This window comes from Amycolatopsis sp. Hca4, from assembly GCF_013364075.1.
Classification (GTDB): domain Bacteria; phylum Actinomycetota; class Actinomycetes; order Mycobacteriales; family Pseudonocardiaceae; genus Amycolatopsis.
Genome location: NZ_CP054925.1, coordinates 8,571,397 through 8,586,734, shown reverse-complemented (window position 1 = coordinate 8,586,734; position 15,338 = coordinate 8,571,397). Strand labels below are relative to the sequence as shown.

The 15,338-nt window shown below is 71.8% G+C and carries 15 protein-coding genes; 13 read left to right on the top strand and 2 right to left on the bottom strand.

Going from position 1 to position 15,338, the window contains the following annotated elements:
* Positions 1–376: 376 nt before the first annotated feature.
* The 5 genes from HUT10_RS39085 (at position 377) to HUT10_RS39065 (ending at position 7,232) form a co-directional block, all read left to right on the top strand.
* On the top strand, positions 377–2,386 hold the full coding sequence (locus HUT10_RS39085) for an FG-GAP-like repeat-containing protein (protein ID WP_176175780.1): 2,010 nt from the start codon (positions 377–379) through the stop codon (positions 2,384–2,386).
* 58 nt (positions 2,387–2,444) lie between these two features.
* Positions 2,445–3,995, top strand: coding sequence for a tachylectin-related carbohydrate-binding protein (locus HUT10_RS39080; RefSeq protein ID WP_176175779.1), 1,551 nt, complete (start codon positions 2,445–2,447; stop codon positions 3,993–3,995).
* Between the two features lie 17 nt (positions 3,996–4,012).
* The gene (locus tag HUT10_RS39075; RefSeq protein ID WP_176175778.1) at positions 4,013–5,887 is read left to right on the top strand and encodes an FG-GAP-like repeat-containing protein; all 1,875 of its coding nucleotides are present in this window, start codon (positions 4,013–4,015) and stop codon (positions 5,885–5,887) included.
* Positions 5,888–6,033: 146 nt separating this feature from the next.
* Positions 6,034–6,732 (top strand): trypsin-like serine protease, encoded by a 699-nt coding sequence (locus HUT10_RS39070; RefSeq protein ID WP_176175777.1) that lies wholly within the window; start codon positions 6,034–6,036, stop codon positions 6,730–6,732.
* A gap of 56 nt (positions 6,733–6,788) precedes the next feature.
* Positions 6,789–7,232: a YdeI/OmpD-associated family protein gene (locus tag HUT10_RS39065; protein ID WP_176175776.1), complete on the top strand. Its 444-nt coding sequence runs from the start codon at positions 6,789–6,791 to the stop codon at positions 7,230–7,232.
* Between the two features lie 42 nt (positions 7,233–7,274).
* Here HUT10_RS39065 and HUT10_RS39060 read toward each other — a convergent pair whose 3' ends face one another.
* Both HUT10_RS39060 and HUT10_RS39055 read right to left on the bottom strand, forming a co-directional pair.
* Positions 7,275–8,690 carry a class I adenylate-forming enzyme family protein gene (locus HUT10_RS39060; protein ID WP_176175775.1) on the bottom strand — a complete coding sequence of 472 codons (1,416 nt, stop codon included), beginning with the start codon at positions 8,688–8,690 and terminating at the stop codon, positions 7,275–7,277.
* Between the two features lie 31 nt (positions 8,691–8,721).
* Entirely contained in the window at positions 8,722–9,711 is a 990-nt protein-coding gene (locus tag HUT10_RS39055) for a hypothetical protein (protein WP_176175774.1), read from the bottom strand.
* 217 nt (positions 9,712–9,928) lie between these two features.
* On the opposite strand from HUT10_RS39055, the gene HUT10_RS39050 reads away from it, so the two are divergent.
* From HUT10_RS39050 to HUT10_RS39015, 8 genes are all read left to right on the top strand, one after another.
* On the top strand, positions 9,929–10,273 hold the full coding sequence (locus HUT10_RS39050; protein WP_152603733.1) for a WXG100 family type VII secretion target: 345 nt from the start codon (positions 9,929–9,931) through the stop codon (positions 10,271–10,273).
* 18 nt (positions 10,274–10,291) lie between these two features.
* Positions 10,292–10,594 (top strand): hypothetical protein, encoded by a 303-nt coding sequence (locus HUT10_RS39045; RefSeq protein WP_003057455.1) that lies wholly within the window; start codon positions 10,292–10,294, stop codon positions 10,592–10,594.
* A 103-nt stretch (positions 10,595–10,697) separates the two neighbouring features.
* Positions 10,698–11,084 carry a hypothetical protein gene (locus tag HUT10_RS39040; RefSeq protein ID WP_176175773.1) on the top strand — a complete coding sequence of 129 codons (387 nt, stop codon included), beginning with the start codon at positions 10,698–10,700 and terminating at the stop codon, positions 11,082–11,084.
* Complete coding sequence (locus HUT10_RS39035; protein WP_176175772.1) at positions 11,081–12,379, top strand: WXG100 family type VII secretion target; 1,299 nt, start codon at positions 11,081–11,083, stop codon at positions 12,377–12,379. The genes HUT10_RS39040 and HUT10_RS39035 overlap by 4 nt, the downstream gene beginning before the upstream one ends.
* Positions 12,380–12,395: 16 nt before the next feature.
* The gene (locus HUT10_RS39030) at positions 12,396–13,664 is read left to right on the top strand and encodes an alpha/beta hydrolase (protein ID WP_176175771.1); all 1,269 of its coding nucleotides are present in this window, start codon (positions 12,396–12,398) and stop codon (positions 13,662–13,664) included.
* Positions 13,661–14,014, top strand: coding sequence for a hypothetical protein (locus tag HUT10_RS39025; protein WP_176175770.1), 354 nt, complete (start codon positions 13,661–13,663; stop codon positions 14,012–14,014). Before HUT10_RS39030 ends, HUT10_RS39025 begins: the two co-directional genes overlap by 4 nt.
* A 106-nt stretch (positions 14,015–14,120) precedes the next feature.
* Positions 14,121–14,411 (top strand): transposase, encoded by a 291-nt coding sequence (locus HUT10_RS39020; RefSeq protein ID WP_176174727.1) that lies wholly within the window; start codon positions 14,121–14,123, stop codon positions 14,409–14,411.
* Positions 14,408–15,289, top strand: coding sequence for an IS3 family transposase (locus HUT10_RS39015; RefSeq protein WP_176174726.1), 882 nt, complete (start codon positions 14,408–14,410; stop codon positions 15,287–15,289). The genes HUT10_RS39020 and HUT10_RS39015 overlap by 4 nt, the downstream gene beginning before the upstream one ends.
* The last annotated feature ends 49 nt before the right edge of the window (positions 15,290–15,338 follow it).

The following is a 15,338-nucleotide window of genomic DNA, read 5'->3' as shown; positions in this document are numbered from 1 at the left end:
CACCACCCATACCGGTAATATCCGGTGTTCCCTGTCGATGGGACCACGGGGTGAATGACGGTTTCCGGCTCTCGCGGAAACCGGGCAATCCCCCACGAGGGGACCTGACCAGCGCGACTGCGACCACCGTCACGGCGGTTGCGCCGTTCGGCGGCTGGACAGGCCGAGGAGGGAACTACCAGGGGGAGGAAACACCGGTCGGGGGGCCGGTCTGCGCGCGGGAACCATTTCCCGGACGCGCCATTTCCCGATGAGCGGCGCACCGCTCATCGGTGTGTCACGCGTCGGCAAAACACCGAATCGCCATTTCGCGAACGCATTCGCCAAGGGGTCTGCCGTCGCGCGCGAACACGCAGAACGAAGGGGAGAATTCCGCATGTCCATCCGTCCCACCAGGGTCGTGGCGACCACCACGGCCCTGCTGGCCGCCGGGCTGCTGACCGCAGTGCCCGCCGATGCCGTGTCCGGCGGGACCGCCGCCACCGCGGGCGCCTACCCGTACGCCGCGAAACTCACCGCCGACGGGCGGGCCTGCGGTGGGGCTCTCGTCGAGCCCGACCTCGTGCTCACCGCCGCGAGCTGCTTCCCCGAGACGCCGCAGGGCGGTGTGCCCGCCAAGGCGACCACCGCCACCATCGGGCGGACCAGCCTCAGCGGCACCGGCGGGCACGTCGTGGGAGTCACGAACGTCGTCGTCCGCACCGACCGGGACGTCGCGCTGGCCCGGCTCGCCACGCCGGTCACCGACATCGCGCCGCTGCCGCTCAGCACCATCCCGGTCAACTACCCCAGCGGTGACGAGACGCTCACCCTGGCCGGCTACGGCCGCACCGAGAGCGAATGGGTGCCGGACACGCTGCACGTCGGCACCTTCAAGGCGCCGTCGTCGACGGCGACCACCCTGGCCCTCACCGGCACGAACGGCACCGACGCTTGCAAGGGCGACGCCGGTGCGCCGATCTTCCGCGACGCCGGTGGCCGCACCGACGTCGTCGGGGTGTCCAGCACGTCGTGGCAGCACGGCTGCTTCGGGGAGACCACGACCAAGCAGGGCACCGTCGCCGCCCGCGTCGACGACATCGCCGGCTGGATCCGCCAGCAGACGCTCGCCCCCTCGGCGAAGGCCGTCGGCCACGCGATCACGCTGACCTGGCACGCGGTGACCGGCGCCACCGGCTACCACATCTACGCCGCCACCACCCCGGACGTGCCGGTCGACAGCGCGCACCTGCTGGGCAGCTTCGGCGGCACGTCGTACACGCACACCGGCCTGCCCGCCAAGCAGACCCGCTACTACCGCATCGTCGTCCCGACGACCGACGGCTGGACGGCCCCGCCCACCGACGTCGTTTCGGCGACCACCCCGGTCGCGGCGGGCAACGACTTCAACGGCGACGGCAAGGACGAGGCCGGCGCGGCCTACGACCTCCAGAACGCCCGCGTCGGCCTGTACGTCTGGCCGACGACCGCGACCGGGGTGGGCGCCCCGGCGCTGAAGTGGAACACCGACGGCTGGGAGGCCGCCAAGGCCCGCTGGGTCACCGGTGACTTCAACGGCGACGGCCGCACCGACTTCGGCGCCTTCTACGACTACCTCGACGGCGGCTCGAACCTGTTCCTCTGGTACGCCAACGCCTCCGGCGGCTTCGACAGCCAGGGCATCAAGTGGAGCGGCGCCTTCCGGCCGCTGAACGCCCGGTTCACCACGGGCGACTTCGACGGTGACGGCCGCACGGACATCGCCGCCGCCTACGACAACGGCAACGCCGACCTGAGCGTGCTGACCTGGCACGCGACGGCGACCGGCTTCGACGCCCCGGTCACGCAGTGGCGCACCGGGCCCGGCAACTGGAACCTCGCCCAGTCCGACTGGCGGGCCGGCGACTTCAACGGCGACGGCCGCGCCGACCTGGCCGCGTTCTACGACTACCGGGACAACACCGCGAACCTGTTCCTCTGGTACGGCAACGCTTCCGGCGGGTTCGACGCGCAGAACGTCAAGTGGAACGGCGGGATCCCGTCCGGCAAGGCGAAGTTTGTCTCCGGCGACTTCGACGGTGACGGGCGCACCGACCTCGGGGCCGCGATCGACCTGGGCAGCGCGAACCTGACCTTCCGCACCTGGCACGCCACCGCCACCGGCGTCGACGCGCCGGTCACGCAGTGGACGACCGGAGCGGGCGGCTGGAATCTCGGCCAGTCCCAGTGGACCGCCGGCGACTACGACGGGGACGGCCGCACGGACCTGCTCGCCTCCTACGACTACGGCAGCGCGAACACGAACCTGTTCCGCTGGCACGCCAACGCCACCGGCGGGTTCGACGCCGAAGGCGTCAAGTGGAGCAGCAACGGCACGTTCGACGCCGGCCGCTCGAAGCTCCTGTAGCACCGCGGTGGCGGCGTCCCGCCGGGGCGCCGCCACCGCTCCACCCGAGGGGAACCCGATGCATACACGCGCCCGGACCCGGTTCGCCGCGCTTTCCGCCACCCTGCTCGCCTGCGGTCTGCTGACCGCCGCCCCCGCCGAGGCCATCTCCGGCGGCACCGTGGTGCCGGTCGGCACCCACCCGTTCCTCGCCCGGATCGCGACGCCGACGAAGTCGTGCTCGGGCGCCCTGATCGACCCGTCCTGGGTCCTCACCTCCGCGACCTGCCTGACGGCCACCGGCACCGGCGCGCCGAGCGAGGCCGCGACCGTCCTCGTCGGCGACGTCGACCTCGGCACCGGCGCCGGCTTCGGCGCGAAGCTGACGAAGGTCGTGCGCCGCACCGACCGGGACGTCGTCCTGGCGAAGCTGGAGAAGCCGGCGACCGGCATCGCGCCGGTCGCGCTGAGCACCACCGCGCCGCAGGCCGGGGACACCCTGCAGGTGGCCGGGTTCGGCCGGACCGCCACCGAGTGGGTGCCCGCGCGGCCGCGGGTCGCGCCGTTCACCGTCTCGGCCGTCACCGGCTCGACCGTGTCGGTCTCCGCCGCCGACGGCACCGACGCCTGCAAGGGCGACGCCGGCGGTCCCGCGTTCCGCCTGTCCGGCGGCACCGCGCAGCTGGTGGCCCTGAGCAGCGCGTCGTGGCAGCACGGCTGCCTCGACGTCACCGAAACGCGTTCCGGCGGCACCGAAGCCCGCGTCGACGACCTCGGCGACTGGATCCGCAAGCAGATCGTGCCGACACCGGTTTCGTGCCCGGCCGGAGCGCCGATCTGGGCCGCCCGCACCGACGGCGGCCTCTGGCGCTACGTCCACCTCGGCCCGGCCGACGGCGCGGTCAGCTGGTCCCAGCCGGGCAGCGCGATCGGGTCCGGCTGGACCGGCCGCGTGCTGGCCGGCAAGGGCGGCGTGATCTGGGACATCCACCGCAACAACAGCGCGAGCGACCCGTACCCGAACGGCAGCCTCAAGCGCTGGGTCTACTCGACCTCCAGCGGCTGGAGCGGCGGTGGCCAGGTCGGCAGCGGCTGGACGCGCTACCTCACCGCCGAGTACGCGAACCGGATCACCGTCGACGAGAAGAACCGCATCTTCATGATCGACGACCAGGGGCAGCTGAAGTTCTACCTCTGGGACGACGCGACGGGCTGGTGGGTCGACGGTGCCGGCGCCGTCCTCGACACCGGCTGGTCCCGCTTCGACTCGATCACCGCGGCCGGCGACGGCGTGCTGTACGCGCGCAAGCCGGGCGGCGAGCTCTTCCGCTTCAAGTACGACTTCGCCGCTTCGGCGTGGACCCAGCGGGACAAGCCGGTCGGCGTCGGCTGGCAGATGTTCAGCGAGATCTTCTCGCCGGGCGGCGACATCCTCTACGGCCGCGGCAGCACCGGCACCAGCCCGTTCAACGGCCAGACCGGCCCGGTGCTGCGCTGGTACCGCTACTCCGACAACACCGACACCTGGGCCCCGTCGGGCCCGGACCGCATGGGCGTCACGATCGGCTCGGGCTGGAACACCGAGATCCACGTGACCGCCGCACCCGACTCCTGCAAGCTCACCGGCTGACCCGAGGGGAACCCCTGATGCACACTCGCTCGAAACTGACGGCGATTTCCGCCGTCGTGCTGGCCGCGACCGCGGCCGGCGTCGTCCCCGCGGCGGCCGTTCCCGGCCCGGCCGCGGTGAACCTCGGCTTCGCGGCCAAGATCACCACCGAGGGCCGGGCGTGCAGCGGCGCGCTCGTCGAGCCGACGCTCGTCCTCACCGCCGCGAGCTGCTTTCCCGAGAACCCGCCGTCGAAGCCGGTCAGCGTCACCGTCGGGTCGCACGTCGCGAAGGTGACGGCGGTGCTCCCCCGCACCGACCGCGACGCCGCGCTGGTCCGGATCGACACCACGATCACCGACGTCACCACGCTGAAGCTCCCGGCGGCCACCGGCGTGCCCGGCGCGTCGGAGGAGCTGTCCCTCGCCGGCTGGGGCCGGACGGCGACCGAGTGGGTGCCGAACGAGGCCCACGTCGGCAAGTTCACCGCCTCGGCGTCCAGTGCGACGACCCTGTCGCTGACCGGGGCGGCCGACGCGTGCAAGGGCGACGCCGGGGCGCCGGTCTTCCGCGCGGACGGCACGCTCGCCGCGGTGGCCGGCGCGTCCTGGCAGCACGGTTGCTTCGGCGAGACCGAGACCCGCCAGGGCACGACCGCCGCCCGGGCCGACGACCTGCGCGACTGGATCCGTGGCCAGGCGATCACCGGCACCGCCAAGGCGGTCGGCCACGGCGTCACGCTGACCTGGACCCCGCTCGCCGCCTCCGAGGACGCGACCTACTCCGTCTACGCCAGCCCGAACGGGGACGCCTCCCCCAGCGCGGAGCTGTTCGTCGGCAGCACGAAGGCGACCACGTTCCTGCACTCGGCCACGTCCCACAAGACCTGGCACTACCTGGTCTACGCCTCGGTGGGGGCGTTCAGCCCGCAGTTGACGGCCACCACCGGCGGCCGCTCGGCCGGCGACTTCACCGGCGACGGCAAGGACGACATCGCCACCTTCACCCGCGGCACCACCGGCGACGCCTTCGCCGCCGCCTCGGACGGGACCAAGTTCGTCGGCACCACCCAGCAGTGGAACGACAACCTCGCGTTCGGCAGTGAAGTCCCGCTGAGCGGCGACTTCAACGGCGACGGCAAGGTGGACGCGGTCGTCTTCAAGCGCGGCACGAGCGGTGACGTCGTGGTCGCCCTTTCCGACGGCACCAAGTACGGCACCCCCGCGCTGTGGCACGACTTCTTCGGCATCAACGACGAAATCCCGGCCGTCGGCGACTTCAACGGCGACGGCAAGGACGACATCGCCATCTTCAAGCGCGGCAGCACCGCCGACGTGTTCGTGGCCCTCTCCGACGGCACCAAGTTCGGCACCGCCGCCCTGTGGCACGACTTCTTCGGGATCAACAACGAACAACCGTACGTCGGGGACTTCAACGGCGACGGCAGGGACGACATCGCCGTCTTCACCCGCGGCACGGCCGGCGACGTGTTCGTCGCGCTTTCGGACGGCACGAAGTTCAGCGGTACCAGCGTCAAGTGGCACGACAACTTCGCCTTCAACGACGAAATCCCGGCCGTCGGCGACTTCAACGGCGACGGCAAGGACGACATCGCCGTCTTCACCCGCGGTACCGCGGGCGACGTGTTCGTCGCGCTTTCGGACGGCACCAAGTTCACCGGTACCAGCGTCAAGTGGCACGACAACTTCGCCTTCAACGACGAAATCCCCGCCGTCGGCGACTTCAACGGCGACGGCAAAGCGGATGTCGTGACGTACACCCGCGGTACCGCGGCCGACGTGTTCGTCTCGCTGTCCGACGGCACCAAGTTCCTCGGGATCAGCGTGAAGTGGCACGACAACTTCGCCTACAACAGCGAAGTGCCCGTTCCGCGGGCGATCACGATCCTCTGACACGGCGGACCCGCCCCCGGTCGTCCGGGGGCGGGTTACCGACTTCGGTAGGTTCCGAAAATCCTTCACGGCTCTTACGTTGGGCTGGTCGTCCCGAACGGGGGCGGATATCCGGATCACCTGGGCCGAAGGGCATTTTCATGCGAATGTCGAGGGCTGTGGGCGTGGTCGGTGCGGCCGCCGTGGCGCTGAGCCTGGTCTCAGCGGGAGCGGCGGGCGCCCAGCAGGACATCATCGGCGGGAGCACGGTCTCCTCCGCGCCGTGGGGCGCCCAGATCTACTGGAACAACGTGACGACGTACGGCGGTTTCGAGTGCTCGGGGACGATCATCGCCCCGCAGTGGGTGCTCACCGCGCAGCACTGCCTGAACTCGCCGGGCATGCACGTCAAGGTCGGCAACGTGACCCTGCAGCAGGGCACGAACGCCACCGTCGACCAGCAGAAGGCGTCACCGAACGGGGACATCGCCCTGCTGCACCTGACGACCGCGGTCTCCACGACGTACATGAAGCTCGGCACCGGCAACCCGCCGACCGGGTCGACCAACCAGATCTACGGCTGGGGCCGCACCCAGGGCAGCAACCCGCCGTCGAGCACGCTGAAGACGGCCAACGTCCGCGTGACGGGCCTGAGCTCGGACGCCTACGGCGGCACGGCGATCGCCAGCCAGGGCATCAACGGCTCGGCCTGGCACGGTGACTCGGGCGGCCCGCAGCTGTACAACGGCGTCCAGGTCGGGGTCTGCTCGACGGGCAGCAACTCGGGTTCGAACACGCAGGGCACGCAGAACTACGCGAGCATCGCGTCGAGCCGCAGCTGGATCCGCTCCACGGCGGGCGTCTGACGCACCGGACCGCGTTCCGCACCGCCGGGCGGTGCGGAACGCGGCATACTCGCGGCATGAAGTTCCGCACCCAGGTCCTGCTCGGCGGCAAGACCGCGACCGGCCTGCCGGTTCCCGCCGACGTGGTCGAGGCGCTCGGCGCCGGCAAGAAGCCCGCGGTCACCGTGACGCTCGGCGGCCACACCTACCGCACCACGGTCGGCAGCCGCGGCGGGCAGTTCCTGGTCCCGCTCAGCGCGGAGAACCGAGCGCAGGCCGGAGTCGCCGCCGGGGACGACGTCGAAGTCGAGATCGCCCTCGACACCGCGCCCCGCGAACTCGAGATCCCCGCCGATCTCGCGGAGGCGCTCGCCGCCGACGACACCGCCCGGGCCCGGTTCGAAACCCTGTCCTACAGCGCGAAACAGCGGTTCGTGCTGCCGATCGGCCAGGCGAAGACCGCGGAGACCCGGCAGCGGCGCGTCGCCAAGGTGATCACCGACCTGCGCGCCGGGAGCTAGTCAATCCACAGTGTTCACTCCACAGTGTTCACTCCACAGTGCTCACTCCAGAACGGACGCCCGCAGCGCCGCCTTGTCCGGTTTTCCCGACGGTGCCACCGGAACCGCACCCACGAAGCTGAACCGCGCCGGCACCGCCGCCTCCCCCAGCTCCGCCGCCACCGCCTTGCGGACCTCGTCCAGGTCCGGCGACCGGCCCGGCGCCGGCACCACGAACGCGTGCGCCGCTTCACCCGTCTCCGCATCCGGGACCGCCACCACGTACGCCTGGTCGACGTCCGGGCAGGCCGCGATCGCCCGCTCGATCGGGCCGGTGTAGTGGATGATCGCGTTCACGATCACCACGTCCCGGGCCCGCCCGGACAGATGCAGGTACCCCTCGGCGTCCACCGACCCCAGGTCCTGCGTGCGCACCCAGCCGTCGCTCAGCACGGCCGCGGTCCCGGCCGGGTCGCGCCAGTAGCCCGCGAAGGCCGACGGCGTCCGCACCCACACCTCGCCATCGCGGATCGCGATTTCCACCGTGTCGCAGGGCTTCCCGACCGAACCGGGCCCCTCGTCGGCCCGGCAGATCGTCAGCATCCCCGTCTCCGTCTGGCCGTACGCGTGGTGCATCGCGGGCCCGATCCGCTCGGCCGCCTCGGCGAGCTTGTGCGGCGGCACCGGCGAGCCGGCCACGATCAGCCTCCGCAGCGCGCTCAGGTCGACGTCTTCGGCGCGCAGCACGTCCAGCATGCGGTGCAGCCGCGGCACCGTCGTCAGAGCCGCCGTGATGCCCAGCCGCGGCAGCACGAACAGGAAGTCCGGCAGCTCCCGAGGGATCACCGCCGTGCCGCCGGCGAACAGGCACACCCCCAGCTGCTCGACCATCACCGCGCTGGCCAGTGACCCGAACAGCAGGTACCGCCCGAACCCCGCCCCCAGCCGCTCGTGCGCCGAACCCGGCACCGGCGGGCGCCACACGCGGCCTTCGGTCAGCGCGCGGTAGCTGTAGGCCACCCCCTTCGGGACGCCGGTGCTCCCGCTGGTGAACACGACCGTCGCGATGTCGTCCGGCTGCCCCTGCGGCACCGGCTCGGCGTGGGCGTGGGCGGTCAGCAGCCGCTCCAGCCGCAGCACCGGCACCGCCGCCTCCACCGGCAGCGTGCCGTCCGCGACCACCGCCGTGACGTCGCCGAGGATGTGCCGCAGCTGGACCTCCGGCAGCCCGGGCCGCACCGCGACCGCGCGGGCGCCGAGCACGTGCACCGCGACCAGGGCGGCGAACCCCTCCGGCGTGACGGCGGTGGCCAGCCCGATGCCGTCGCCGGGGCCGAGGCCGGCCGCCCGCAGGCCCGCGGCGCACCGGCCGATCAGCTCCCGCAGCTCGCCGCGGGTGGTCACCCGCGAACCGTGTTCGAACGCCGGGACCTCCGGAGCGCGTTCCAGCTCGTCCAGCAGTGCCTGCGGGTGGACCATCGCGACCGCCTCTCGCCTGGGGCGTCCCGGTCTACCGTGCGGATCTCAGAATTTCGGCAGAGACGACCTGCGGGCGCGGGAGCGACCGCAGCGACAGCGTGCCCGCGAGGGCGACGGCCGCGAGCAGCCCGGTGGCGGCGAGCAGTGTCCAGAAGTCCGGGTGCACGATCGACTGGCCGCGCTCGGCCTGCCAGGTGAGCAGCGCGATCAGCCCGCCGTAGCCCGCACCCGCGGTCCGGACCAGCCGGCGGCGGACGACGTCGGATTCGAGCACGCGGTAGCGGCGGGCCAGCAGGAGGAGCCCGAACGCGACCAGCGGCAGCACCTGCAGGGCGTGGATGCCGGCGAAGTGCGGGATCCGCAGGTCCCCGCCGACCGTGCTCCAGCCGAGCACCGGCAGCCCGGGGCCGCCGTCCTCGACGCCGACCGAGTGCGCACCGAACGTCGAGTACTTGCCGTTCGCCTCCAGCACCGCCTGCTGCCCCGGTGTCGGCGAGAACATCAGCGTCGCCACGTACATCCCCACCACGGCGAGCGCGGCGCCCCAGCGCAGGGCCGACCGCAGGGCGCGGTCCGGGATGCGCTGGAACAGCAGCAGGACGGCGACGGCGGCGGTCATCGACCACGCGGTGTACGCGCCGCCCGCGACGACGTTGTTGATCGCGGTGTCCATCGGCGTGGACTGGTTGAAGTGCAGCGTGCGGCCGCGGACGACGATCTGCCAGACGAGCAGCACGAAGTCCAGGCCGATGCCGACGGCGAACAGCGTGCCGAACCACCAGCCGGCCCGGCGGCCGCGGCGCACGTGCGTCAGCAGCCACGCCAGCGTCAGCGCGTACAGCCCGATCGACACGGAGAACTTGAACGGCTTGAGCCAGATCGGCGCGTTGACCAGCGTGCGATCATCGAAGAGGAGCCCGAGCAGCGAGACCGCGCACAGCACCCCCATCACCCCGGCGAGCACCACCAGCGGGCGGTGCCACGACCGGACCGTGACCAGCGGATTTCCCTTGTCTCCCATGGTCTCAAGCGTGGCGTCCGGGCGGCTCGCGGTCACTGGAGCGGACCACCGTCGGCGGGTGGGGACCGCCCTACCCCCGCTCGCGTGGGTAATAGTGCCGTCAGCGCGACCGGCAGTTGTGCCGTTTGACCACACTGGCCTCTTTTCTAGCGTGACTTTCACACCGCGCGGACCACCGCGCCAGGGGAATTCGCTTCAGGAAGGAGGTGGCCCGTCGATGTCCAGTCCGGGATTCCAGGCAGATTCCGCTGCCATGACGCGCGCCGTCCAGGGTTTCGAGGAAACCGCGACGAACGCCAAGTCCACGATGGCCAGCTTGGAGTCCGAGCTGACCGAGGCGCTGCGCAACTACAAGGGCGACCAGGCCGTGGCCTTCTGGGACCTCCAGCGGCGGCTGCAGGAGAAGATGTCCGCCGCGGTGAAGGAGCTCGACACGATGTCGCAGCTCGTGCACACCAGCCACGCGAACTACGGCCGCGGTGACGCCGACGTCCACCAGAGCTTCCAGGGGGTCGGCAACACCCTCGAGGGCTCGGGCGTGCTCCCCCGCCTCAACCCCTGACCCGAGAGGACGCCCACCATGGCCGACGTCGTCGAAATCAACTTCGCCGCGCTGCAGCACAGCTCGGCATCCCTGGCCGCCAAGGCCAAGGCGCTCACCTCGCAGCTGGAGCAGCTGCACCAGAACCTGCAGCCGATCACCGCGACCTGGTACGCCTCCGGCAGCTCCGCCGGTGACGCCGCCCGCCAGGCGGAGACGCGCCTGCGCCAGGCCACCGCGGACATCGTCGCGATCATCGCGCAGTTCGGCGGGAAGGTCGGCGAGGCGCACGACCTCCAGCAGTCGCTGGAGAACCGCAACCAGGGACTGTTCGCGGGCTGACCCGCGCCCCAGACGTCGGTCGGCCGGTGCGGGAAACCCCCCGCTCGCACCGGCCGACCGGCTTTCCCCCTGTCAGCCTCATCGCGCCAGAGAGCCGGGACCGATGCCAGACCAGTCGTACTACGTCCACCTGGAATCGCTGAAGGACTTCGTGCGGGAGCTGGAGACCCAGATCCACGCGATGTCGAAACCGAACGACTTCCTGCTCACCCTCGGCGAGGAGCCGCTGCTGTTCGGCGAGTTCGGCGAGGCCGGGTCGCTGGCCGACGCCCACCGCGCCGCCGTCTCGGAGATGCAGGGCCTGCTCGACCAGGTTCGCAGCGCGATCGGGTTCGCCCAGGACGTCACCACCACGGTCGCCGACGGCTACCAGCACGCGGACCAGTCGGTGGCCGGGGACCTGCACGCTTCGGGCGCCGTCACCGGCCTGCTCGACCCGGTGCTCGGCCTGCTCGGCGCGGGTGACACGAACGGGAGCCGCAAGGGATGACGAACACCGCGCACACGAACTTCGCCGCCTACAGCCACCAGCAGCTGTACGCGATGCTGCAGGCCGGCGACCCGAACAGCGCGCGGCACGCCGCCGACAAGTGGAAGTCCGCCGCGCTGCACCTGCACGAGCAGGCCCACAACCTCAACGCCGAGCTGACCGAGTTCAAGGACCAGTGGACAGGTGGCGCGGCCGACCAGTACCAGCGGATGATCATCGACCTCGCGAACGGCATCTCGAAGGTGGCGCAGACCGCGGAGGCGATGAACGTGATGCTCGACGACGCCGCCGACGCGCTGGTCAAGGCCAAGAAGGAGATGCCGCCGCCGGTCTCGGTGCCGGACGTCGCCCCGGCCGACGTCGCGCTCGCGGTGAACCCGCCGCTGCTGCCGCCGGACGCCTCCCCGGCTGTTATCCAGGCCGCGGCGCAGCAGCGCCAGCAGGCCATCGCGAACGTCGAAGCGCAGCAGGCCGCCGCGAACGCCGCCGGGTCGGCGCACGGCAAAGCGATCGTCGTGATGACCCAGCTCGCCGGCGAGTACACCGTCGCGGAGGAGTCGATCCCGGCTTCGCCGAACGCCGTCCAGACACCGGCGACGCCGCCCGCGGGCGGTGGCGCGGGCAGCACCGGCTCACCGGGGCTCGTCGGCAACGGCATGACCGGCGGTCCCGGTGTCGTCGTCACCCCCACCGACGGGCACCCGCTGCCCGGTGGCGGCACGACGACCCAGCCGGGGACGACCGTGCCGACGTCGAACCCGCTGTTCGGCGACATGTTCACCGCCGGGCTCGCCGCGGCTTCGGCCGCCGCGTTCGGCCGGTTCGGCTCGATCATGCCGAAGGTGCCGTCGTGGGCGACCGGCAAGGACCCCAAGGACGACAAGGAACAGCCTCCCGGCACGAAGCTCGGCGGGGGCGGCGCCGGTGTCGAAGGCGGCACCGGCGGCGGCATCCCGATCGGCGGCGGTGACGCGCCTTCGCTCGGCGGCGGCGGTGTCCCGGTCGGCGGTGGGCTCACCGGCCCGGGCGAGGTCCCGGCGGCGCACTCCGGCCTGGCCGGGGACGGCGGCGCGGGCAACGCGCTGAGCGGGCTCGCGGGCGGGGCGGCGGGCGCCGTGGGCGCGGCGGCGGCCAAGAGCGCGATGCCGATGATGCCCATGATGCCGATGGGCATGGGCGGCGGCGGGGACATGGGCTCCGGACGGCGGATCCCGGCGTGGCTGGTGGAGACCGAGAACGTCTGGGGCCAGTCGGCCCCGGTCGCGCCCCCGGTCATCGGCGAAGACAGCGTCTGATGAAAGGCAGTGTCCGATGACGGCGGCGGGCTACCGCGTCGCCCCGGCGCGCCTGGACACCGTGGCGGGCGAGTTCGGCTCGCGGGCCGAAAGCTTGGGCACGGCGCAGTCGGCGGTGGCGGGCGAGAAGCTGCCCGCCGCCGCCTTCGGCCAGGTCAGCGAGTCCGCGGCCGCGGCCAAGACGTTCGAGAAGACGATGACGGAGCTGGGCGCGAAGCTCGAATCGAGCGTGTCCCGGCTCCGGACACTCCAAAGTGGACTGACGGCCTGCGCGGCCGGCTACCGGCGGGCGGACGCACAGGTCGCGGCGATGTACCGGGCGCTGCTGCCCGAGGACCCGTTGCCCCGCGCGGGAAACCCGGCCGGGATCGGCGGCTCGGCCGACACCGGGGCGTGGGCGCACGCGATCGCGGACAACCGCGGCAAGGTCGCCGACGCGTTGACCGCCGAGCGGTTGCGGCTGGCCGCGTTGACCGATCCCGACGAGGTCGCGCGGTCACAGGCGCGGATCAAGCTGTACGAGGACATCCTCGCGCACGACCGGCAGATCCTGCGGTTCGATCCGTCCGGCAACGGGCGGATCGTCGAGCTGGTCGGGCACATCGAGCCGGGGACGCGGAACGTCGGGCTGTTCGTGCCGGGCGTCAACACGCAGATGTCGAACTTCGACGCCTACGCCGGCCTCGGGCGCAGCCTGGTGGCCGCGGACCCGTCCGGGCGCACGGCGGTCGTCGTCTGGGCCGACGGGGTGTTCCCGCAGGGGCCGGTGGCGCAGGGGCCGGACGCGGGGTACGCGCAGGCGATGGCGCCGGACCTCAAGCACTTCGCCGACGACCTGCGCGGCGAGATCGCGAGCCACGCGGGCTCCGGCGTCTCGCTGACCGCGATCGGGCACAGCTACGGCGGGGCGACGGTCGGGCTGGCCGAGGCCCACGGCCTCGACGTCGACCGCGTCCTGCACGTGGAGTCGGCGGGCATGGGCCACGGCGTGTGGTCGCCGTCCGACCTGCCGGCGAGCCAGGCGGGCGTCCAGCGGTTCTCGATGACGGCCCCGCTGGACCCGATCGTGCTCGCGCAGGGCAACGCGTGGGGCCTGGAGTGGACCGGCATCGGCCACGGTGCGGACCCGGACGTCTTCTCCGGCGTGACCGAGCTGCCGACCGGCAACGACGCTTCCGGTTCGGCGCTGTGGGGCGTGTCGTCGCACAACGACGTGCTGAAGCCGGGTTCCGATTCGTGGACGAACATCTACCGCGTGCTCACCTCGGGCGGTGACCTCCGATGACCCCGGAACTGACCCGCCTGGCGGCCGAGCTGACCACGGTGATCGACGACGTCGCGGCCGCCTTCGGCGGCCCGGCGGACCCGACGCTGTCCGGCGAGCTGGACTGCGACCCGACCAGCCCGGGCCACCTCCTGTGCTGGCAGTACGGCGTCCGCGTCGACCACCCGGCCGCGCCGGAAAGTCACCTGGCGTCCCTCATCCCGGCCCTCCACGAGGCCGGCTGGGAATCCCACGACCGCAGCACCCCCCGCGAGCAGATCACCCGCTTCACCCGCGAGGGAGCCGACTTCACGATCCACGTCGCCGGCGCGGTGACGATCATCGGCTCCACCCGCCCCGTCCCCGCCTGACGTGTCGCCCCGCCAATCACGAGTGATGCCCCTCCAATCACATGGAGTTGCCCCGTGGGGCCGGACACCTTGATTCCAGACAGTGGTCTGGAGGGAGGATGTCCTGGTGTCTCGCAGGTCGAAGTATCCGGAGCAGTTCCGTCGTGACGCGGTCGAGCTGGTCAACTCGAGTGACCGGCCGTTGCGGCAGATCGCCCGCGAACTCGGGGTCAACCACGAGACGCTGCGCTCGTGGGTGAACGTGGCCAAGCAGGCCGCCGAAGCCGGGCCGCCGGCAGAGGACCCGGCGGTGACCGATGAGGTGACGCGGTTGCGGAAGCAGGTCGCTGAGCTGCAGAAGGAGAAGGAGATCCTGCGGAAAGCGGCCGCCTATTTTGCGCGCGAGATGGATCGATGATCTACCGCTACCGGTTCATCTCCGAACACCGCACCACCTTCGGTGTGAAGCGGTTGTGCCAGGTCCTCGGCTTGCGCCGGCAGGGCTTCCACGAGTGGGTCGCCGCCGAGGAGGCCCGGGCCGCGCGGGCGGAGGCCGAGGCCGGGCTGGTTCGGGTGATCGCCGGAATTCACGCCGAGCACCGGGGTGCTTATGGGGTGCCGCGAGTGACTGCGGAGCTGCACCGGCGCGGGATCGTGGTGAATCACAAGCGGGTGGAGCGGCTGATGCGGGAGCACGGGCTGGCCGGGATCACCCGCCGCAAACGCCGAGCGTTGACCCGGCCCGCGGCCGGCCCGACCGCGCCGGTCGGTGATCTGATCCGCCGCGACTTCACCGCATCCGCGCCCGGCACCCGGCTGGTCGGGGACATCACTTGCCTGCCCACCTTCGAGGGCTGGCTCTACCTGGCCACCGTCATCGACCTGCACACCCGCGAAATCGTCGGCCACGCCATGGCCGACCATATGCGCACCACCCTGGTCTGCCAGGCCATCGACCTCGCCGCAGCCCGCGGCCTCATCCAGCCCGATGCGGTGTTCCATTCCGACCGCGGCGTCCAGTACACCTCCGGCCAGTTCCGCACCGCGCTCGCCGAAAGGAAGATCCGCCCGTCAGTGGGGCGGGTCGGGTCCTGCTACGACAACGCCGTCGCCGAAGCCTTCTTCGCCACGTTGAAGACCGAGATCGGCACCACGATCTGGCCCACCAGAGCAGCAGCCCGCCACGACGTGTTCACCTGGCTGCGCTACTACAACAACAAGAGACTGCACTCCGCCATCGGCCAGCACACCCCGGCCGAAGCCCGAACCAACTACGCTCAAGCCCTGGCTGCCTGAAAACCCCGTGTCCGCCCCACCGGGGCAACTCCACACACGTGATGCCCCT